This is a genomic window from Pseudomonas sp. NPDC086566, from assembly GCF_050280885.1.
GTDB classification, from domain to species: Bacteria; Pseudomonadota; Gammaproteobacteria; order Pseudomonadales; family Pseudomonadaceae; genus Aquipseudomonas; species Aquipseudomonas vlassakiae.
The window spans coordinates 1-19455 of sequence record NZ_JBNNWD010000007.1 but is presented as its reverse complement, the minus strand read 5'-3'; the positions used below and the strand labels follow the sequence as shown (position 1 = coordinate 19455).

17 protein-coding genes are annotated in these 19455 nt (G+C 62.6%); 1 reads left to right on the top strand and 16 read right to left on the bottom strand.

Annotation, left to right across the window (positions count from 1 at the left end; translation table 11 throughout):
- Nucleotides 1–33: 33 nt before the first annotated feature.
- Together fghA and ACQKPS_RS16965 are read right to left on the bottom strand one after the other, a co-directional pair.
- Nucleotides 34–888, bottom strand: a complete 855-nt coding sequence (gene fghA, locus ACQKPS_RS16970; RefSeq protein WP_427604983.1) for an S-formylglutathione hydrolase — start codon at nt 886–888, stop codon at nt 34–36.
- 8 nt (nt 889–896) lie between these two features.
- Nucleotides 897–2009 (bottom strand): S-(hydroxymethyl)glutathione dehydrogenase/class III alcohol dehydrogenase, encoded by a 1113-nt coding sequence (locus tag ACQKPS_RS16965; RefSeq protein WP_313202346.1) that lies wholly within the window; start codon nt 2007–2009, stop codon nt 897–899.
- Between the two features lie 109 nt (nt 2010–2118).
- On the opposite strand from ACQKPS_RS16965, the gene ACQKPS_RS16960 reads away from it, so the two are divergent.
- On the top strand, nt 2119–3015 hold the full coding sequence (locus tag ACQKPS_RS16960) for a LysR substrate-binding domain-containing protein (protein ID WP_283723815.1): 897 nt from the start codon (nt 2119–2121) through the stop codon (nt 3013–3015).
- Nucleotides 3016–3059: 44 nt separating this feature from the next.
- Here the strand turns inward: ACQKPS_RS16960 and ispD are convergent, their stop codons facing one another.
- The 14 genes from ispD to bamA form a co-directional block, all read right to left on the bottom strand.
- On the bottom strand, nt 3060–3767 hold the full coding sequence (gene ispD, locus ACQKPS_RS16955; protein ID WP_254483607.1) for a 2-C-methyl-D-erythritol 4-phosphate cytidylyltransferase: 708 nt from the start codon (nt 3765–3767) through the stop codon (nt 3060–3062).
- A complete protein-coding gene (ftsB, locus tag ACQKPS_RS16950) occupies nt 3764–4045 on the bottom strand; it encodes a cell division protein FtsB (protein WP_054885359.1) in 282 nt (93 codons plus the stop codon). Before ftsB ends, ispD begins: the two co-directional genes overlap by 4 nt.
- A gap of 156 nt (nt 4046–4201) precedes the next feature.
- Nucleotides 4202–5491 (bottom strand): phosphopyruvate hydratase, encoded by a 1290-nt coding sequence (gene eno, locus ACQKPS_RS16945; RefSeq protein WP_176506548.1) that lies wholly within the window; start codon nt 5489–5491, stop codon nt 4202–4204.
- A 200-nt stretch (nt 5492–5691) separates the two neighbouring features.
- Nucleotides 5692–7320 (bottom strand): CTP synthase, encoded by a 1629-nt coding sequence (locus ACQKPS_RS16940; RefSeq protein ID WP_254483606.1) that lies wholly within the window; start codon nt 7318–7320, stop codon nt 5692–5694.
- Between the two features lie 269 nt (nt 7321–7589).
- Nucleotides 7590–8873 (bottom strand): tRNA lysidine(34) synthetase TilS, encoded by a 1284-nt coding sequence (gene tilS / locus ACQKPS_RS16935; protein WP_427604979.1) that lies wholly within the window; start codon nt 8871–8873, stop codon nt 7590–7592.
- A gap of 168 nt (nt 8874–9041) precedes the next feature.
- Nucleotides 9042–9989 (bottom strand): acetyl-CoA carboxylase carboxyl transferase subunit alpha, encoded by a 948-nt coding sequence (gene accA / locus ACQKPS_RS16930; RefSeq protein WP_427604977.1) that lies wholly within the window; start codon nt 9987–9989, stop codon nt 9042–9044.
- Nucleotides 9990–10094: 105 nt separating this feature from the next.
- Nucleotides 10095–13619, bottom strand: a complete 3525-nt coding sequence (dnaE, locus tag ACQKPS_RS16925; protein ID WP_254483603.1) for a DNA polymerase III subunit alpha — start codon at nt 13617–13619, stop codon at nt 10095–10097.
- 89 nt (nt 13620–13708) lie between these two features.
- On the bottom strand, nt 13709–14332 hold the full coding sequence (gene rnhB, locus ACQKPS_RS16920) for a ribonuclease HII (RefSeq protein ID WP_176506552.1): 624 nt from the start codon (nt 14330–14332) through the stop codon (nt 13709–13711).
- A gap of 1 nt (nt 14333) precedes the next feature.
- On the bottom strand, nt 14334–15461 hold the full coding sequence (gene lpxB, locus ACQKPS_RS16915; protein WP_254483602.1) for a lipid-A-disaccharide synthase: 1128 nt from the start codon (nt 15459–15461) through the stop codon (nt 14334–14336).
- Nucleotide 15462: 1 nt separating this feature from the next.
- Nucleotides 15463–16239 carry an acyl-ACP--UDP-N-acetylglucosamine O-acyltransferase gene (gene lpxA, locus ACQKPS_RS16910; protein WP_254483601.1) on the bottom strand — a complete coding sequence of 259 codons (777 nt, stop codon included), beginning with the start codon at nt 16237–16239 and terminating at the stop codon, nt 15463–15465.
- Entirely contained in the window at nt 16236–16676 is a 441-nt protein-coding gene (fabZ, locus tag ACQKPS_RS16905; protein WP_003252314.1) for a 3-hydroxyacyl-ACP dehydratase FabZ, read from the bottom strand. The genes lpxA and fabZ overlap by 4 nt, the downstream gene beginning before the upstream one ends.
- A 113-nt stretch (nt 16677–16789) precedes the next feature.
- Nucleotides 16790–17845: a UDP-3-O-(3-hydroxymyristoyl)glucosamine N-acyltransferase gene (lpxD, locus tag ACQKPS_RS16900; RefSeq protein WP_254483600.1), complete on the bottom strand. Its 1056-nt coding sequence runs from the start codon at nt 17843–17845 to the stop codon at nt 16790–16792.
- Nucleotide 17846: 1 nt separating this feature from the next.
- Nucleotides 17847–18350 (bottom strand): OmpH family outer membrane protein, encoded by a 504-nt coding sequence (locus ACQKPS_RS16895; protein ID WP_003252311.1) that lies wholly within the window; start codon nt 18348–18350, stop codon nt 17847–17849.
- 44 nt (nt 18351–18394) lie between these two features.
- Nucleotides 18395–19455: outer membrane protein assembly factor BamA (bamA, locus tag ACQKPS_RS16890; protein WP_427604973.1), on the bottom strand; the 1061-nt coding region annotated here is incomplete at its 5' end.

Below are 19455 nucleotides of genomic sequence, written 5' to 3'. Positions count from 1 at the left end.
TGCAGGTGGTTGGGCGGCTTTTGGACCAGGCTGTTACACCCGCCCCAATGCCATCGCATGATGGCGCAGGTGCTCATCGATGAAGCTGGCGATGAAGTAATAGCTGTGGTCATAACCAGGCTGCAGGCGCAGGGTCAGCGCATGTCCACCTTTGCGTGCAGCCTGCTCCAGCGCTTCAGGCTTGAGTTGCTTCTCGAGGAAGTCATCACGGTCGCCCTGGTCCACCAGCAACGGCGGGCATTCGCCTGCTGGGGCTTCCGCCAGCAGCACACTGGCATCCCACTCGCGCCAGCGCGCGCGGTCTTCGCCCAGGTAGCGGCTGAAGGCCTTCTCGCCCCACGGGCAATCCATCGGGTTGCTGATCGGCGAGAACGCTGACACCGAGCGATAGCGCCCTGGGTTGCGCAAGGCACACACCAGCGCGCCATGGCCACCCATGGAGTGGCCGCTGATGCTGCGCTGGTCGGACGCCGGGAAGTGCGCCTCGATCAGTGCCGGCAGCTCCTGCACGACATAGTCGTGCATGCGGTAATGCTGCGCCCAAGGCTGCTGGGTGGCATTGAGGTAGAACCCTGCGCCGAGACCGAAGTCCCAGGCGCCGTCAGGGTCGCCTGGCACCTGCTCGCCACGCGGGCTGGTGTCGGGGGCGACGATGATCAGCCCGAGCTCGGCAGCCAGGCGCTGGGCGCCGGCCTTCTGCATGAAGTTCTCGTCGGTGCAGGTGAGGCCGCTGAGCCAGTACAGCACCGGCAGCTTCACGCCCTGCTCGGCCTGCGGCGGCAGGTAGACGGCGAACACCATGTCGCAGCCCAGCACCCTGGAGTGATGCCGGTAACGCTTGTGCCAGCCGCCGAAGCTCTTCTGGCAGGAGATGTTATCCAGGCTCATGGCTCACCTCAGAAGTGGATCACGCTGCGGATGCTCTTGCCTTCGTGCATCAGGTCGAAGGCCTTGTTGATGTCTTCCAGGCCCATGGTGTGGGTGATGAAGGTGTCCAGCGGGATCTCGCCCTTCTCGGCCATGTCCACGTAGCTTGGCAGCTCGCTGCGGCCACGTACGCCGCCGAATGCCGATCCACGCCAGACGCGTCCGGTCACCAGCTGGAACGGACGGGTGGCGATTTCCTGGCCGGCACCGGCGACACCGATGATCACCGACTCGCCCCAGCCTTTGTGACAGCACTCCAGTGCCGCGCGCATCAGTTGCACATTGCCGATGCACTCGAAGGAGAAGTCCACGCCACCGTCGGTGAGGTCGACGATCACTTCCTGGATCGGGCGGTCGTAGTCTTTCGGGTTGATGCAGTCGGTGGCACCCAGCTGGCGGGCGATCTCGAACTTGGCCGGGTTGATATCGATGGCGATGATGCGCGAGGCCTTGGCCTTGACTGCACCGATCACTGCCGACAGGCCGATGCCACCGAGGCCGAAGATGGCCACGGTGTCACCTGGCTTGACCTTGGCAGTGTTGAGCACCGCGCCGATCCCGGTGGTGACGCCGCAGCCGAGCAGGCAGACCTTCTCCAGCGGGGCTTCCTTCTGGATCTTGGCCACGGAAATTTCCGGCAGCACGGTGTACTCGGAGAAGGTCGAAGTACCCATGTAGTGGAACAGCTGCTGGCCCTTGTACGAGAAGCGAGTGCTGCCGTCCGGCATCAGGCCCTTGCCCTGGGTGGCACGGATGGCCTGGCACAGGTTGGTCTTGCCCGAGAGGCAGAACTTGCACTTGCCGCATTCCGGCGTGTACAGCGGGATCACGTGATCGCCCACCGCCACCGAGGTCACGCCCTCGCCCACGGCTTCGACGATCGCACCGCCTTCATGACCCAGGATCGACGGGAAGATGCCTTCCGGGTCAGCGCCGGACAAGGTGTAGGCGTCGGTGTGGCAAACACCGCTGGCGACCACGCGCAGCAGCACTTCGCCGGCCTTGGGCATGGCCACGTCGACTTCGACGATTTCCAGGGGTTTCTTGGCCTCGAAGGCAACGGCAGCACGGGACTTGATCATCACATGGTCTCCAGACAGAGGATCGGTTCATTTTTCCGCAGTGTAATCGAGGCGCTTTTGATGAATAATCCAGGCAAAGCCAAAACATTATTGCCGTGCAGGGATAATCATGAGCAGCCGTTGGGAAGGCATCGATGAATTCGTCGCCGTGGCCGAGTCAGGCCAGTTCACGGCGGCAGCCGAGCGCCTGGGCGTGTCGTCGTCGCACATCAGCCGGCAGATCGCCCGACTGGAAGAGCGCCTGCAGACCCGCTTGCTGTACCGCAGTACGCGCCGGGTAGCCTTGAGTGAAGCCGGGCAGACCTTCTTGCAGCATTGCCAGCGCCTGCAGGACGGCCGCGAGGAAGCGCTGCGCGCCATGGGCGACTTGGCCAGCGAACCCAAGGGGCTGCTGCGCATGACCTGCGCGGTAGCCTATGGCGAGCGTTTTATCGTGCCGCTGGTGACGCGTTTCATGGCCCTGTATCCGCAATTGCGGGTCGAAGTGGAACTGAGCAACCGCACCCTCGACCTGCTGCACGAAGGTATGGACCTGGCGATCCGCCTCGGCCGCCTGGCAGACTCACGGCTGGTGGCCACGCGCCTTGCACCGCGGCGCATGTACCTGTGCGCATCGCCAGCGTACCTGGAGCGCTACGGGCGGCCGCACAGCCTGTCGGAACTGGCCCGGCACAATTGCCTGATCGGCAGTTCCGACCTGTGGGCCTTGCAGCAGGATGGCCGCGAGATCAGCCAGCGGGTGCAGGGTAACTGGCGCTGCAACAGCGGCCAGGCAGTGCTCGATGCAGCGCTGCTGGGGATGGGGCTGTGTCAGTTGCCGGACTATTACGTGCTCGAGCATCTGCACAGTGGGGCACTGGTGTCGTTGCTGGAGGGGCATCAGCCGCCGAATACAGCGGTGTGGGCGCTGTATCCGCAGCAGCGGCACCTGTCGCCCAAGGTCCGGCGGCTGGTGGATTATCTGAAGGACGGGTTGGCGGGGTTGCCGGAGTATAGGCAGGGCTGATGTACTGGCTTTGCCCGCGAAGAGGCCTGAGCCGATCTAAAACTTCAGCGCCGACCGGCCCAGCGCTGGCGCAGCCATTCCAGGTCTTCCGGCCGGGTCACCTTGATGTTGTCGCTGCGCCCTTCGACCAGCCGCGGCGCCTGCCCCGACCATTCGATGGCCGACGCTTCATCAGTCACCACCACATCGGAAACCAGGCTCTCGGCCAAGGCCCGATGCAGCGCCCCCAGGCGGAACATCTGCGGCGTGTAAGCCTGCCAGATGGTACTGCGATCCACCGTCGCGGCAACCCGCCCATGGGCATCGGCGCGCTTGAGGGTATCGCGTGCCGGCACCGCCAGCAGGCCGCCGACCGGATCGTTGGCCAGCTCCGACAGCAGTTTGTCGAGGTCGCTGCGCGCAAGGTTCGGCCGTGCCGCATCGTGCACCAGCACCCAGTCGTCGTCCGAAGCCCCTTGGGCATGCAACAGCAACAAGGCATTGAGCACCGAGTCGGCGCGCTCATCACCACCCGCTGCGCGCTGGATGCGCGGGTCGTTGGCGCAGCGCAGGCCCGGCCAGTACGGATCGTGTTCGGCAATGCTGACCACCACGCCCTTGAGCGAGGGGTGGCCCAGAAAACAGTCGAGGCTGTGCTCGAGAAGGGTCTGCCCCGCCAGCTCCAGGTATTGCTTGGGGCGGTCGGCAGCCATGCGGGCACCGACGCCCGCAGCAGGAATCACGGCCCAGAAGGCCGGCAGTGTTTCAGTCATTTTTGCGGCAACTGGAAGAGGGTTTCGCCCTCTTTGACCATTCCCAGTTCATGACGAGCCCGCTCTTCGACGGTCTCCATACCTTTCTTCAACTCCATCACCTCGGCATCGAGCACACGGTTACGCTCCAGCAGCCGTTCGTTCTCGGCATGCTGTTCGTCGATCTGCTGCTTGAGCTCGGCCACTTGCGCCAGGCTGCCGTTACCCACCCAAAGGCGGTACTGCAGGCCACCGAGCAGCAGGAGCAGGACAAGGAACAACCAATAGGGACTGCGCATCAAGGTATCCAGGTTAAAGACCGCCGCACACGGGCGTCATATAGCACGAAGCCTGGCCGAGGCCAGGCTTCGTTGACAGAAACCCGCATGAAGCGTCAGAAATTTCAGTATGAAACTTCCGACAGCCTCGGCTGCTGTCTTTTTACCATCTCTTGCTTAGCCGCGAAACTCGGCACGACCACGGTAAACCGCTTTGGCGCCCAGTTGCTCTTCGATGCGCAGCAGCTGGTTGTACTTCGAGACGCGGTCGGAGCGGCACAGCGAGCCAGTCTTGATCTGGCCAGCAGCGGTACCCACAGCCAGGTCGGCAATGGTCGAGTCTTCGGTTTCACCGGAACGGTGCGAAATCACCGCGGTGTAGCCGGCAGCCTTGGCCATCTGGATGGCTTCCAGGGTTTCGGTCAGCGAGCCGATCTGGTTGAACTTGATCAGGATCGAGTTACCGATGCCCTTCTCGATGCCTTCCTTGAGGATCTTGGTGTTGGTCACGAACAGGTCGTCGCCGACCAGCTGGACCTTGGCACCGATCTTGTCGGTCAGGATCTTCCAGCCAGCCCAGTCGGACTCGTCCAGGCCGTCTTCGATCGAGATGATCGGGAAGCGCTCGGTCAGGCCTTTCAGGTACTCGGCGAAACCTTCGGCGTCGAACGACTTGCCTTCACCGGACAGATTGTACTTGCCGTCTTCGTAGAATTCGGAAGCCGCGCAGTCCAGGGCCAGGGTCACATCGGTGCCCAGCTTGTAGCCGGCTTTCTCGACCGCTTCGGCGATGGCACCCAGCGCGTCTTCGTTGGACGCCAGGTTCGGCGCGAAACCACCTTCGTCACCCACGGCGGTGTTCAGGCCACGGGCCTTCAGCACGGCTTTGAGGTGGTGGAAGATTTCGGTGCCCATGCGCAGGCCGTCGGAGAAGGTCTTGGCGCCCACTGGCTGAACCATGAACTCCTGGATGTCGACGTTGTTGTCGGCGTGCTCGCCACCGTTGATGATGTTCATCATCGGAACCGGCATCGAGTACTGGCCCGGGGTGCCGTTGAGGTTGGCGATGTGCGCGTACAGCGGCAGGTCCTGATCCTGTGCAGCGGCCTTGGCGGCAGCCAGGGACACGGCCAGGATGGCGTTGGCGCCCAGCTTGGCCTTGTTCTCGGTACCGTCCAGTTCGATCATGGCGCGGTCCAGGGCCTTCTGGTCGGAAGGATCCTTGCCCAGCAGCAGGTCACGGATCGGGCCGTTGATGTTGGCGACGGCCTTCAGCACGCCCTTGCCCAGGTAACGGCTCTTGTCGCCATCACGCAGCTCCAGCGCTTCGCGCGAGCCGGTGGAAGCACCGGACGGCGCGCAAGCGCTGCCGATGATGCCGTTGTCGAGCAGTACATCGGCTTCCACGGTGGGGTTGCCACGCGAATCGAGAACTTCACGACCTTTGATGTCGACGATTTTTGCCATTGTTGTAAGCACTCCAGAATTGACGAAAACAACGCAACTTTAGGGAATTCTTGCCTTGCACCAGGCGGGGACGCAGCAGGCAGGCCTGGCAGAAGCAACCCCTGACCGAGCGGTCAGGGGTAGATCGGGGCGTACTTTACCCGAGAAATGAGCCTTGCGCGGCTTTAACCGTCGGAAAACTCATCAAAGGCCTGAAAAAATCAGGCCTTGTTCTTCTGGGCCAGGGCCGCCTTGACGAAGCCGCTGAACAGCGGGTGACCGTCACGCGGGGTGGAAGTGAACTCCGGGTGGAACTGGCAGGCAACGAACCATGGGTGGTCCTTGGACTCGACCACTTCGACCAGCGCACCGTCTTCCGAACGACCGGAAACCACCAGGCCAGCATCAACCAGCTGTGGCAGCAGGTTGTTGTTGACCTCGTAGCGGTGACGGTGACGCTCGGTGATGATGTCCTTGCCGTAGCAGTCGTGCACCTTGGAACCGGCAGCCAGCTGGCAGTCCTGTGCGCCCAGGCGCATGGTGCCGCCCAGGTCGGAGGCTTCGGTACGGGTCTCGACGGCACCGGTGGCATCGGCCCACTCGGTGATCAGGCCGACCACCGGGTGGCCGCTGTTGCGGTCGAACTCGGTCGAGTTGGCGTCTTTCCAGCCCATCACGTTACGGGCGAACTCGATCACGGCTACCTGCATGCCCAGGCAGATGCCCAGGTACGGCACCTTGTTCTCACGGGCGTACTGCACGGCGGTGATCTTGCCTTCCACGCCGCGCAGGCCGAAACCGCCCGGTACCAGGATAGCGTCGGCGCCTTCGAGCAGGCCGGTGCCCTGGTTCTCGATGTCTTCGGAATCGATGTAGCGCAGGTTGACCTTGGTCCGGTTGGTGATGCCGGCGTGGCTCATCGCTTCGATCAGCGACTTGTACGCATCCAGCAGCTCCATGTACTTGCCGACCATGGCGATGGTGACTTCCTGCTCAGGGTTGAGCTTGGCATCGACCACCTTGTCCCACTCGGACAGGTCGGCGCTGTTGCACTGCAGGCCGAAGCGCTCTACGACGAAGTCGTCCAGGCCCTGGGCGTGCAGCACACCCGGGATCTTGTAGATGGTGTCGACGTCTTCCAGCGAAATCACCGCACGCTCTTCGACGTTGGTGAAGAGGGCGATCTTGCGGCGCGACGAGGCGTCGACCGGGTGGTCGGAACGGCAGATCAGCACGTCAGGCTGCAGGCCGATGGAGCGCAGCTCCTTGACCGAGTGCTGGGTCGGCTTGGTCTTGGTCTCGCCAGCAGTGGCGATGTACGGGACCAGGGTCAGGTGCATCAGCATGGCGCGCTTGGAACCCACTTCGACACGCAGCTGGCGGATCGCCTCGAGGAACGGTTGCGACTCGATATCACCCACGGTACCGCCGATTTCCACCAGGGCCACGTCGGCATCGCCGGCACCCTTGATGATGCGGCGCTTGATTTCGTCGGTGATGTGCGGGATGACCTGGATGGTTGCGCCCAAGTAGTCACCACGGCGTTCTTTACGCAGCACGTGCTCGTAGATACGACCGGTGGTGAAGTTGTTGTTCTGGGTCATGGTCGTGCGGATGAACCGCTCGTAGTGGCCCAGGTCAAGGTCGGTCTCGGCGCCATCGTGGGTGACGAACACCTCACCATGCTGGAACGGGCTCATGGTGCCCGGGTCGACGTTGATGTACGGATCCAGCTTGAGCATGGTGACCTTCAGGCCCCGCGCTTCCAGGATGGCCGCCAGGGATGCCGAGGCAATGCCTTTCCCCAATGAAGAAACAACACCGCCCGTGACGAATATGTAGCGCGTCATGAAAAACCCTAGAAGTCTGCGTTAAGGCGGCCAGCGCCGCCGGAGAAAGCGAAGGAAGGCCGAAGCCCCCGATCACCTGCGTCAATCACAGTGCATCTGGAAAAACTGCCGCGTCTGTACAGACCAGGGGAATCCCCGGCATGGAGCTCGCTCGTCATTTTCAGAATCAGCCCAGCAAAAAACTGCTTGGTAATCGGCAACTGCCGTGTTTCCGGGGAAGCCACAGAAGTTGTATCAAGAAGGGAGGGTAGTCTACCGGAATGTACCCTTCAGCTCAAACCTTGCGCGTTCGTCGGCGGCTGCCAGTGAAGCTGGCAATCGGCCTGCGTCAGCGAAGGCAGATTGGCCACCGCCAGCAGGCGCTCGCCACAATATAGCAACGGCAGTCGCGGTCGCACGAAGTGCGGGACCTGCAGTTCGTTGAGCAGGCGCTTGAGGTCGCGCCGGCCGCGACCGGGGATCTCCAGCACCTCGCCGCCCTGGCGGTAGGCGACATGCAGCCCGCTCATCGGCCGAGTGCAGACCAGCTGCACGCTGCCGTTATCCGGCAATTCCAGGGCTACCCGGGGCTCATGCCAGGCCAACTGGCCGGCAGGTTGTTTCAGCCAGTCGCCACTCAACCACCAGATACGCCCGTGGCTGCGTACCAACTGACCATCGGCAAGGCGCCAGATGGGTTGCGCATCCCCTGCCGCATCGCGCAGGTCTGCCCAGCCGGCCCAATGGCGGGTATCGGGCAGGCGGGTGCGGCGGCTTAGCCAGAATTGCAGGGCATTGCGCTGACGCGCGGGCGACAATTCGCCGAGCCGGGCCAGGTCGAGCGAGTCCAGGCCTGCCCAGGCAGATGAAGCACCCTCGCCGGCCAGGGCCAGATCACTCTGTGCCAATTCGTCGAGCAGGCCAAGCGATTCGCCCAGATGCTCGGCACTGCGGGCAAGATTCTGGCTGGACTGCGGCCAGCGCTGCTGCAACAGTGGCAACACTTCGCCGCGCAGGTAATTGCGGGCAAAGGCCGTATCGCTGTTGGAGGGGTCTTCGACCCAATTCAAGCTGTGCGCCTGGGCATAGTCCTGCAGCCGCTGCCGTGAAACATCCAGCAAAGGTCTGACCAGGGTGCCCTGACCTAGCGGCCGTTGCGAAGGCATCGCCGTCAACCCGCGCAGCCCGGCACCGCGCAACAGGCGCAAGAGCAAGGTTTCGGCCTGGTCGTCGCGATGCTGGCCAGTGAACAGGATGTCGCCCGGGCCGAGAATGCGACTGAAAGCAGCATAGCGGGCATCGCGGGCGGCCTGTTCCAGGCTGGCGCCGGGGGTGACCTGGACGTGGATGACCTGGAGCTCGATGCCGAGCTGGTTGCAGATCGACTGGCAGTGAGCAGGCCATGCGTCGGCAGCGGATTGCAGGCCGTGGTGGATATGCAGGGCACGCAGCGGAGGCGCCTGGTGATTGCAGGCGTGGTTGGCCAGCAGGTGCAGGAGGACGGTGGAGTCGAGGCCGCCAGAGAAGGCGATGTACCAGGCGGGGGCGTTGAGCCAAGGGCTGAGGTTGATCATCTGACTCTCGCTCAGTTCAAGAACGCATTCGCAAGTAAACCCGCTACCACAGGGATTGCACCACTTCAGAAAGCAGCACAGTACCTGTGGGAGCGGGTTCACCCGCGAACACCGGCGAAGCCGGTGCCATCCCCCACAGAGGCCGCAGAACTGCGGCCCCGGGATCTATCAGAGGCCGTAGCTCATCAGGCGATCATAACGACGGGCCAGCAGCGCATCGTTATCGAGCTTGCCGAGCATGTCCAGCTGCTGCACCAGGTCGGCGCGGATGCTTTCGGACATCTTGACCGGGTCGCGGTGGGCGCCGCCCAGCGGCTCCTGGATGACCTTGTCGACAATGTTCAGGCTCTTAAGGCGCTCAGCGGTGATGCCCATGGCTTCAGCGGCGTCGGCGGCCTTGTCGGCAGTCTTCCACAGGATCGAGGCGCAGCCTTCCGGCGAGATCACCGAGTAGGTGGAGTACTGCAGCATGTTCAGCTGGTCGCATATGCCGATGGCCAGTGCACCGCCGGAACCGCCCTCACCGATCACCGTGGCGATGATCGGGGTCTTCAGGCGTGCCATGACGCGCAGGTTCCAGGCGATGGCCTCGCTCTGGTTGCGCTCTTCGGCGTCGATGCCCGGGTAGGCGCCCGGGGTGTCGATGAAGGTCAGGATCGGCATCTTGAAGCGCTCGGCCATTTCCATCAGCCGGCAGGCCTTGCGGTAGCCCTCTGGGCGCGGCATGCCGAAGTTGCGGCGCACTTTCTCGCGCACTTCGCGACCTTTCTGGTGGCCGATGACCATGACCGGCTTGCCGTCCAGGCGCGCCGTACCACCGACGATGGCGGCGTCGTCGGCGAAGTGGCGGTCACCGTGCAGTTCTTCGAACTCGGTGAAGATGTGATCCAGGTAATCCAGGGTGTAAGGACGACGTGGATGACGGGCCAGGCGGGCGATCTGCCAGCTGGTCAGGTTGCCGAAGATGCTTTCGGTCAGGGTGTTGCTCTTGTCTTGCAGACGGGCAATTTCATCGCTGATGTTCAGCGAGTTGTCGTTGCCTACCAGGCGCAGGCCTTCGATCTTGGCTTGCAGGTCGGCAATCGGCTGTTCGAAATCGAGAAAATTCGGGTTCATAGTCATCCGTCTTGGGTCTACGGCCAGGCGGCCGGCCGGTTGATCCGTTTGGCGCCATACCTTAAGGGATCAGGCGCATATAGGTCGAGATTAAATTTCGTCGATTCAACGATATTGCAGGAAGACGTTCTCACGCCCGAACTGGTCACGCAGCGCCTGAATCAGGCCATCAGCCGGGTCGATCTTCCACTGCTCGCCGAACTGCAACATGGCCTTGGCATCGCTGCCGGTGTACTCCAGCGTGATCGGGCAAGCCCCACGATGGCGGGTGATCAGTTCGCCCAGCCACTTGAGGCGGTCGCCCTTGAGGGCTTCGTGTGCCACTTTCAGGCGCAGGCTTTCGGCCAGCTTGGTGCGTGCGTCCTCCATGGTCATCACCTGCTTCACCCGCAGGCGCAGGCCACCAGAGAAGTCATCGTTGCTGACCTCGCCCTCGACCACCACCATGGCATCTGTCTGCAGCAAGGACTGTGCCGCCATGTAGGCGTCGGCAAACAGCGAGGCCTCGATGCGCCCGGAACGGTCATCGAGGGTGACGAAGCCCATCTTGTCGCCCTTCTTGTTCTTCATCACCCGCAACGCAATGATCATCCCGGCGATGGTCTGGGTCTCGCGCGACGGCTTGAGGTCGATGATGCGCTGGCGAGCGAAACGGCGAATCTCGGTCTCGTACTCGTCGATCGGGTGGCCGGTGAGGTACAGGCCAAGCGTGTCCTTCTCGCCTTTCAGGCGCTCCTTGAGGGTCAGTTCACGCACCTTGCGGTGGTTGGCATAGACGTCGACATCGGCCGCCTCGAACATGCCGCCGAACAGGTCGACGTGGCCGCTGTCTGCGGTATGCGCCGCCTGCTCGGCGGCCTTGATGGCCTCGCCCAGGGCAGACAGCAAGGTCGCGCGGTTGAGGTCGATATTGGCCTGGTAGGCTTTGATCTCATCATGGAAATGCGGGCCCAAGCGGTCCAGCGCACCACTGCGGATCAACGCATCGAGGGTCCGCTTGTTGACCCGCTTGAGGTCGATGCGCTCGCAGAAGTCGAACAGGTCCTTGAACGGGCCGCCCTGGGCACGCGCCTCGACAATGGCCTCCACCGGGCTTTCGCCGACGCCCTTGATCGCACCCAGGCCATAGACGATGCGCCCGTCATTGTTGACGGTGAACTTGAAGTCGGAGAAGTTCACGTCCGGCGCGTCGAGGCGCAGTTTCATGCTGCGCACTTCCTCGACCAGCACCACCACCTTGTCGGTGTTGTGCATATCCGCCGACAGTACCGCAGCCATGAACGGCGCCGGGTGGTGGGTTTTCAGCCAGGCAGTCTGGTACGACACCAGGCCATAGGCAGCGGAGTGGGATTTGTTGAAGCCGTAGCCGGCGAACTTTTCCACCAGGTCGAAGATGTTACCAGCCAGGTCCGCATCGATATTGTTGTTGGCACAACCTTCGATGAAACCACCGCGCTGCTTGGCCATCTCCTCGGGCTTCTTCTTACCCATCGCACGGCGCAGCATGTCGGCGCCGCCGAGGGTATAGCCTGCCATCACCTGGGCGATCTGCATTACCTGTTCCTGGTACAGGATGATGCCGTAGGTGGGCGCCAGTACCGGCTTCAGGCCTTCGTACTGGTAGTCCGGGTGCGGGTACGCCAACTCGGCGCGGCCGTGCTTGCGGTTGATGAAGTCGTCCACCATGCCCGACTGCAGCGGGCCTGGGCGGAACAGCGCCACCAGTGCGATAAGGTCTTCCAGGCAGTCGGGCTTGAGCTTCTTGATCAGCTCTTTCATGCCCCGCGATTCAAGCTGGAACACCGCCGTGGTTTCGGCCTTCTGCAACAGCTCGTAGGTCTTGCGGTCGTCCAGCGGGATGAAGTCGATGTTGACGTCGGGCAGGTTCTTCTTGGCCTGCTCGCGGTTGATGATCTCCATTGCCCACTTGATGATGGTCAGGGTCCGCAGGCCGAGGAAGTCGAACTTCACCAGGCCGGCGGCCTCGACGTCATCCTTGTCGAACTGGGTAACCAGGCCGCCGCCCTCTTCGTCACAGGCGATCGGCGAGAAGTCGGTGAGCTTGGTCGGGGCAATCACCACGCCACCGGCGTGCTTGCCGGTACCGCGCGTCACGCCCTCGAGCTTCAGGGCCATGTCCCAGATTTCACGGGCGTCTTCGTCACCCTTGAGGAAGTCGCGCAGGATCTCTTCCTGCTCGTAGGCCTTCTCCAGGGTCATGCCCACTTCGAACGGGATCATCTTCGACAGGCGGTCAGCCAGGCCGTAGGACTTGCCCTGTACCCGCGCCACGTCTCGCACCACCGCCTTCGCCGCCATGGTACCGAAGGTGATGATCTGGCTGACCGCGTTACGGCCATAGGCTTCGGCCACGTAGTCGATCACCCGGTCACGGCCGTCCATACAGAAGTCGACGTCGAAGTCGGGCATGGAAATACGTTCAGGGTTGAGGAAGCGCTCGAACAGCAGGTCGTAGGCCAGCGGGTCGAGGTCGGTGATCTTCAGCACGTAGGCCACCAGCGAGCCGGCACCCGACCCCCGGCCCGGGCCCACCGGCACACCGTTGTTCTTGGCCCACTTGATGAAGTCCATCACGATCAGGAAGTAACCGGGGAAGCCCATCTGGATGATGATGTCCAGTTCGAACTTCAGGCGGTCCAGATAGACCTGGCGCTTCTCTTCGTAATTCGGTGTGGTCTCTTTCGGCCACAGCACCGCCAGGCGCTCTTCCAGGCCTTCGTAGGAGACGTGCCGCAGGTAATCGTCGATACCCATGCCATTCGGCGTCGGGAAATCGGGCAGGAAGTATTTGCCGAGCTGCACCTGAATGTTGCAGCGCTTGGCGATTTCGACAGTGTTGGCAAGGGCGTCGGGCAGGTCGCTGAACAGCTCGGCCATCTCCTCGGCCGATTTCAGGTACTGCTGGTCGCTGTAGATGCGCGGCCGGCGTGGATCGTCGAGGGTCCAGCCTTCGCCGATGCAGACGCGGGTTTCGTGGGCGTCAAAGTCGGACTGCTTGATGAAGCGCACGTCGTTGGTGGCGACCAGTGGAGCGCCGAGCCGATCGGCCAGGGCCACGGCAGCGTGCACGTATTCTTCGTCGCCGGCGCGATTGGTGCGCTGCACTTCGACATAGAAGCGCTCCGGGAACATGCCCATCCAGTCGCGCAGCAGGGCTTCGGCTTCATCCTGGCGACCACTCATCAGGGCCATGCCGATATCGCCTTCCTTGCCGGCTGACAGGGCAATCAGCCCCTCGCTGGCAGGCGCGATCCATTCACGCTGGATGATCACCAGGCCGTTGCGCTGGCCCTCGGTCCAGCCACGGGAGATCAACTCGGTGAGGTTGCGATAGCCCTTGGGGTCCATGGCCAGGAAGCAGATACGCGACAGCGGTGCTTCCGGGTCGTTGCCGGCCAGCCACAGGTCGGCACCGCAGATCGGCTTGATCCCGGCGCCCATGGCAGTCTTGTAGAACTTGACCAGCGAGCACATGTTGCTCTGGTCGGTGATCGCCACCGCAGGCATGTTCATCCCCGCCAGCGCCTTGGCCAGCGGCTTGATCCGCACCAGTCCGTCGACCAGCGAGAATTCGGAGTGGACGCGCAGGTGAACGAAGGGAACCGACATGGATAGTCCTGTAGCAGTGCTGAACGACAAGGGCGGGATTGTAGCGCAATTGCGAGGGGGTTTTGGGACCGCTGCGCGGCCCCGGATCGTCAGATCAACGAGTCGATGAGGCCTTCGCGGGCTTCCCAGGCGGCCCGCACCGGGCCGAACGAGCGCCGATGAATGGGCGTCGGGCCCAGGCGCTCGAGGGCCTCGAGGTGCACAGGCGTTGGATAGCCTTTATGCCCGCCTATGCCGTAACCCGGGTAGATCAGCTCGAATGCACTCATCTCCCGGTCCCGGGTCACCTTGGCCAGGATCGAGGCGGCAGCGATCGCCGGCACCTGGCTATCGCCCTTGACCACCGGTGACGCCGGTACCGCCAGTTTCGGGCAACGGTTACCGTCGATCAGTGCCAGCTTCGGCGTCACATGCAACCCTTCCACCGCTCGCTGCATGGCCAGCATGGTGGCGTGCAGGATGTTCAGACGGTCGATTTCCTCGACTTCGGCGCGGGCGATGCAGAAGCTCAAGGCTTTTTCGCAGATCTCGTCGAACAACGCCTCGCGTTTGGCTTCGGTGAGCTTCTTCGAATCGTTCAGGCCAAGGATCGGCCGAGCCGGGTCGAGGATCACCGCCGCTGTGACCACTGCACCGCACAGCGGGCCGCGGCCAACTTCGTCGACGCCGGCGACCAGGTCTTCGACCAGGTTGAAGTCCAGTCCAATCTGCATGTCAGCGGTCCTTGAGCAGGGCCAGCACCGCGTCGGCAGCCTGGTTGGAGGCGTCGCGGCGCAGGGTGCGGTGAATCTCGTCGAAGCGTTCGGTCTGCCGGGCACCGTCGGTGACCAGCGGTGCCAGGGTCTGGGCCAGGGCTTCGCTGGTCGCGGCATCCTGCAGCAACTCAGGCACCAGCTCACGCTGGGCCAGCAAGTTGGGCAGCGACACGTAGGGGCTTTTCACCAGACGCTTGAGAATCCAGTAGGTCAACGGTGCCAGGCGGTAGGCCACGACCATCGGCCGCTTGTACAACAGCGCCTCCAGTGTCGCGGTACCCGACGCGATCAACACCGCGTCGCAGGCAGCCAGGGCCAGGTGCGACTGGCCATCGAGCAAGGTCAACGGCAAGTCGCGCCCTTCGAGCATCTGCTCGACCTGGGCACGACGCGCTGCATTGGCGCAAGGCAGCACGAAGCGCACGCCAGGCACCCGCTCGCGCAGGCGCTGGGCGGCGTCGAGGAACAGCGCGCCGAGGCGCCCCACCTCGCCACCACGGCTGCCCGGCATCAACGCCACCAGCGGCCCATCAGCCAGGCCCAGTTCGTTGCGCGCAGCCTGACGGTCTGCCGTCAACGGAATGGTGTCGGCCAACGGATGGCCGACAAACCGCACCGGCACGCCCTGCTCTTCGTAGAAGCGTGCTTCGAACGGCAACAGCGTGAGCATCAGGTCGCAACCTTCGCGAATCTTCAGCACGCGCTTCTGCCGCCACGCCCAGACCGACGGGCTGACATAATGTACGGTCTTGATCCCGGCCTGACGCAGTTTCAGTTCGATATTGAGGGTGAAATCGGGGGCATCGATGCCGATGAACACATCGGGCTTCTCGCCGATCAGGGTCTGGATCAGCAGCTTGCGTCGCTTGAGCAATTCACGCAGGCGCCCCAGCACTTCGACCAGGCCCATGACCGCCAGGCGCTCCATGGGGAAGTAGGACTGAAGGCCTTCAGCCTCCATCAACGGGCCGCCCACACCGATGAAACGCACATCGGGATGGCGCGCCTTGAGGGCGCGCATCAGTCCAGAACCGAGAATATCGCCGCTAGCCTCACCTGCGACCAGGGCTACGCAAAGCTGCGCCATGTCAGCGGGTGATGCCGCGGGCAGAGTTCACGATCGACTGGCGGAACAGCTCGACCTGTTCGTGCCTGGCGGCCAGTTCGTCCAGTTCCTTGATCGCTTCTTCCACGGTCAGACCCTGGCGATAGACGATCTTGTATGAACGGCGCAAGGCATGGATGACCTCGTCGCTGAAACCACGGCGGCGCATGCCTTCGAAGTTCATGCTACGGGCTTCGGCAGGGCTGCCGAACACCGTGACGAAGGCCGGCACGTCCTTGCCGATCGCCGTGCCCATGCCAGAGAACGCATGGGCGCCGATGTGGCAGTACTGATGCACCAGGGTGAAACCGGACAGGATCGCCCAATCGCCCACGTGTACATGCCCGGCCAGCGCGGTATTGTTGACCAGGATGCAGTGATTGCCGATGACACTGTCATGACCGATATGGGCATAGGCCATGATCAGGTTGTGATCGCCCAGGGTGGTTTCAGAACGGTCCTGGACCGTACCACGATGAATGGTCACTCCCTCGCGGATCACGTTGTGATCACCGATCACCAAGCGTGTCGGCTCACCCTTGTACTTGAGGTCAGGGGTGTCTTCGCCAATCGAGGAAAACTGGTAGATGCGGTTGTGCTTGCCAATCCGGGTCGGCCCTTTAAGCACTACATGGGGGCCAATGACGGTGCCCTCGCCGATTTCGACGTCAGGGCCGACGATCGACCACGGGCCAACCTCGACGCCCTCGGCCAGCCTGGCCGAGGGATCGATGATCGCCCGCGGATCAATCGAACTCATAGGGAGCGTTCCGCACAGGTGATCTCAGCCGAGCATACCGGCTTGCCGTCGACCAGGGCGCGGCACTCGAACTTCCAGATCATGCTCTTGCGGCTGAGGAACTTGGCTTCCAGCACAAGCTGGTCGCCCGGCAGCACCGGCTGACGGAAGCGCAGCTTGTCGGAACCGACGAAGTAGTACAGGGTGCCATCGGCCGGCTTGGCATCGAGCATCTTGAAGCCAAGGATGCCGGCCGCCTGGGCCATGGCTTCGATGATCAGGACGCCCGGCATGATCGGGTGAGCCGGAAAATGGCCATTGAAGAACGGCTCGTTGATGCTGACATTCTTGTAGGCACGAATGCTCTGGGCCTCGAAGTCCAGATCCGTCACGCGATCTACCAGCAGGAACGGGTAGCGGTGAGGCAGGTATTCGCGAATCTCGTTGATGTCCATCATTTCGGGGGGAAGCCTGTAATAAGAATAGGGAGCGCAGGTGCTGACCACACGCTCCTTTTGCAGTCCAAAGAGGAGCCAGCTAGCGACTGTTCACTCTTGCTCAGGAAATGGTATCAGCCTTCTGATGTCGGCTGGCCACCTGAGGTCACGGTATCGACACGTTTTTCCAGCTGCTGGAGCCGCTTGGCCATGTCATCGAGCTGGCGAATGCGCGCCGCGCTCTTGCGCCAGTCAGCCAGGGGCTGCATGGCCGTGCCGGATGAATAGGAACCAGGTTCGGTGATCGAGCGGGTCACCATGGTCATTCCGGAAACAAACACGTTATCGCAGATATCGATATGCCCTACCAGGCCCACGCCACCTGCCAGCATGCAATGCTTGCCGATGCGCGCACTGCCGGAGATGCCGACACAGGCAGCCATGGCCGTGTGATCACCGATCTGCACGTTGTGGGCGATCTGGATCTGGTTGTCGAGCTTGACCCCGTCACCGATCCGGGTGTCGGACAGCGCACCGCGGTCAACGGCGGTATTGACGCCGATCTCCACGTCATCGCCGATGGTAACGCCGCCAATCTGGGCGATCTTGCGCCAGATGCCTTTCTCGTTGGCGAAGCCGAAGCCCTCACCGCCGATCACGGCACCCGACTGGATGACCACACGCTTGCCGATGGTCACGTCGTGATAGAGCGTGACACGTGGTGCCAGCCAGCCACCTTCGCCAATCACGCATCGTGCACCGATGAAGCAATGTGCACCAATGCTGACGTTGGCGCCGATGCGCGCACCGCTTTCGATGACCGCGAACGGCCCGACACTGGCGCTCGCATCCACCTGGGCATCCTCCGCTACCACGGCGCTGGGATGAATACCCGCCTCAGCCTTGGGTTTGGGGTCGAACAGGTGGGAAATACGCGCATAAGCCAGGTACGGGTCAGCCACGACCAGGGCATTGCCGGCAAAGCCTTCGGCGTCCGCAGCCTTGAGCAGCACCGCGGCGGCCTGGCAGGTGTCCAGGTATTTGCGGTACTGCGGGTTGGCGAGGAAGCTCAATTGACCGGGGCCAGCCTCCTGCAAGGTGGCCAGCCCGGTAATCTGCAGCGCTTCAGGGCCTTTGAGTGTGGCCCCGAGGGCCTCGGCCAGCTGGCCGAGCGTCATGGTCACGGTCATATCAACGCGCTTGGTTCATGCGCTCGATGACTTGGCGGGTGATGTCGTACTGAGGTTTGACATCGATGACCGCGCCGCGCTCGAGAACCAGGTCGTAACCGCCTTTCTTGATCACTTCCTCGACAGCACCGTCCAGCTTCGGCTTGAGCTGCTTGAGCATATCGCGGTCAGCAACGGCCTTGGCCTCGTTCAGTTCCTTGGACTGGAACTGGAAGTCACGGGCTTTCTGCTTGAATTCGAGCTCCAGGCGCTCACGCTCCTGCTGCTGCATCTTGTCGCCACCCTTGATCAGGCGGTCCTGGATGCCCTTGGCGCTGCTTTCCAGGCTCTTGAGCTTGGTCAGTTGCGGGCCGAACTTCTTCTCGGCGTCGACCGCGTACTTCTTGGCGGCATCGGATTCGAGCAGGGCCATCTGATAGTTCAGCACGGCGACCTTCATTTCGGCGAAAGCCGGGGTGGCGACCAGCGCCGCGGCCACTACGGCCAGTTGAGCCAATTTACGCACGATGAACTCCTGGAAAAACCGTTGTCGTTAAGCAAGGGCCGACCTTAGAAGGTCTGGCCCAGAGAGAATTGGAACACCTGGGTATCGGCATCGTCCGGCTTCTTCACCGGCATCGCCAGGCTGAAGCTCAACGGGCCCAGGGCCGTGATCCAGGTGACGCCCAGGCCGACCGAACTGGCCATGCCCGAGAAGCCTACCTTCTCGCAATCCGGCTTGCTGCCGCAGTTGGTGTCGAACACGTTACCCACGTCCCAGAATACCGAGGTACGCAGGGAACGCTGATCCTTGACGAACGGCAGCGGGAACAGCAGCTCGACGCCACCTTGTACCAGCACGTTGCCACCGAATGGCAGCGGATCCTGGTCCGGGTCAGCGATGGTGCCAGGACGGTGACCTGGCTGGCCTTCAGCGACGCTCGGCGTACTCCGCGGCCCCAGGCTGCTGTCCTTGAAACCACGCACCGAGTTGAAGCCACCGGCATAGTAGTTCTCGTAGAACGGCAGACCTGATGTGCTGCCATAACCATCACCATAGCCCAGCTCGGTGTGCAGGCGCAGCGTGTACGAGTTGTTGATAGGCTTGAACAACTGGCCACGGTAGTCCAGCTTGTAGAACGACAGGTCGCTGCCCGGAATGGTGCTCTCGAGCGTCAGGCTCTGGGAGTGACCCCGGGTTGCCAATACACCTTTGTTCAGGGTCGATTCGGACCAGCCGACCGAAGCCTTGAAGTTCAGGAAATTGTCGCCTTCCTGGTCAAGGAAGTCGAAGATCTCGTTTACCGTGTACTTACCGGTTTTGATCTTGTCCTTCTGAACGCTCAGGCCATAGGTCAGGCGCGAGGTTTCGCTGATCGGGTAGCCGAGGCTGACACCGGCACCCAGGCTGTCCACCGCATAGCTAGCCACGTCGACGTCAAGGTCGCTGTAGTCGGTGCTGCGGTAGAAGGCGTTGTAGCCCAGGCTCACGCCGTCGGCAGTGAAGTAGGGATCAACGAAGCCGAAGTTGTAGCGGGTCTGGTACTCCGAACGGGTCAGGCCGATGGACACCTTGTTACCGGTCCCGAGGAAGTTGCTCTGGCTGATCGAGCCACCAAGGATCAGGCCGG

Excerpts from the sequence above, each read along its gene's own strand:
- fghA (WP_427604983.1), bottom strand. The coding sequence starts at position 888 with ATGAGCCTGGATAACATCTCCTGCCAGAAGAGCTTCGGCGGCTGGCAC.
- ACQKPS_RS16965 (WP_313202346.1), bottom strand. The coding sequence starts at position 2,009 with ATGATCAAGTCCCGTGCTGCCGTTGCCTTCGAGGCCAAGAAACCCCTG.
- fabZ (WP_003252314.1), bottom strand. The coding sequence starts at position 16,676 with ATGATGGACATCAACGAGATTCGCGAATACCTGCCTCACCGCTACCCG.
- ACQKPS_RS16940 (WP_254483606.1), bottom strand. The coding sequence starts at position 7,320 with ATGACGCGCTACATATTCGTCACGGGCGGTGTTGTTTCTTCATTGGGG.
- dnaE (WP_254483603.1), bottom strand. The coding sequence starts at position 13,619 with ATGTCGGTTCCCTTCGTTCACCTGCGCGTCCACTCCGAATTCTCGCTG.
- lpxB (WP_254483602.1), bottom strand. The coding sequence starts at position 15,461 with ATGGCGCAGCTTTGCGTAGCCCTGGTCGCAGGTGAGGCTAGCGGCGAT.
- ACQKPS_RS16960 (WP_283723815.1), top strand. The coding sequence starts at position 2,119 with ATGAGCAGCCGTTGGGAAGGCATCGATGAATTCGTCGCCGTGGCCGAG.
- lpxA (WP_254483601.1), bottom strand. The coding sequence starts at position 16,239 with ATGAGTTCGATTGATCCGCGGGCGATCATCGATCCCTCGGCCAGGCTG.
- accA (WP_427604977.1), bottom strand. The coding sequence starts at position 9,989 with ATGAACCCGAATTTTCTCGATTTCGAACAGCCGATTGCCGACCTGCAA.
- rnhB (WP_176506552.1), bottom strand. The coding sequence starts at position 14,332 with ATGCAGATTGGACTGGACTTCAACCTGGTCGAAGACCTGGTCGCCGGC.
- ispD (WP_254483607.1), bottom strand. The coding sequence starts at position 3,767 with ATGACTGAAACACTGCCGGCCTTCTGGGCCGTGATTCCTGCTGCGGGC.
- lpxD (WP_254483600.1), bottom strand. The coding sequence starts at position 17,845 with ATGACCGTGACCATGACGCTCGGCCAGCTGGCCGAGGCCCTCGGGGCC.
- eno (WP_176506548.1), bottom strand. The coding sequence starts at position 5,491 with ATGGCAAAAATCGTCGACATCAAAGGTCGTGAAGTTCTCGATTCGCGT.
- tilS (WP_427604979.1), bottom strand. The coding sequence starts at position 8,873 with ATGATCAACCTCAGCCCTTGGCTCAACGCCCCCGCCTGGTACATCGCC.
- ftsB (WP_054885359.1), bottom strand. The coding sequence starts at position 4,045 with ATGCGCAGTCCCTATTGGTTGTTCCTTGTCCTGCTCCTGCTGCTCGGT.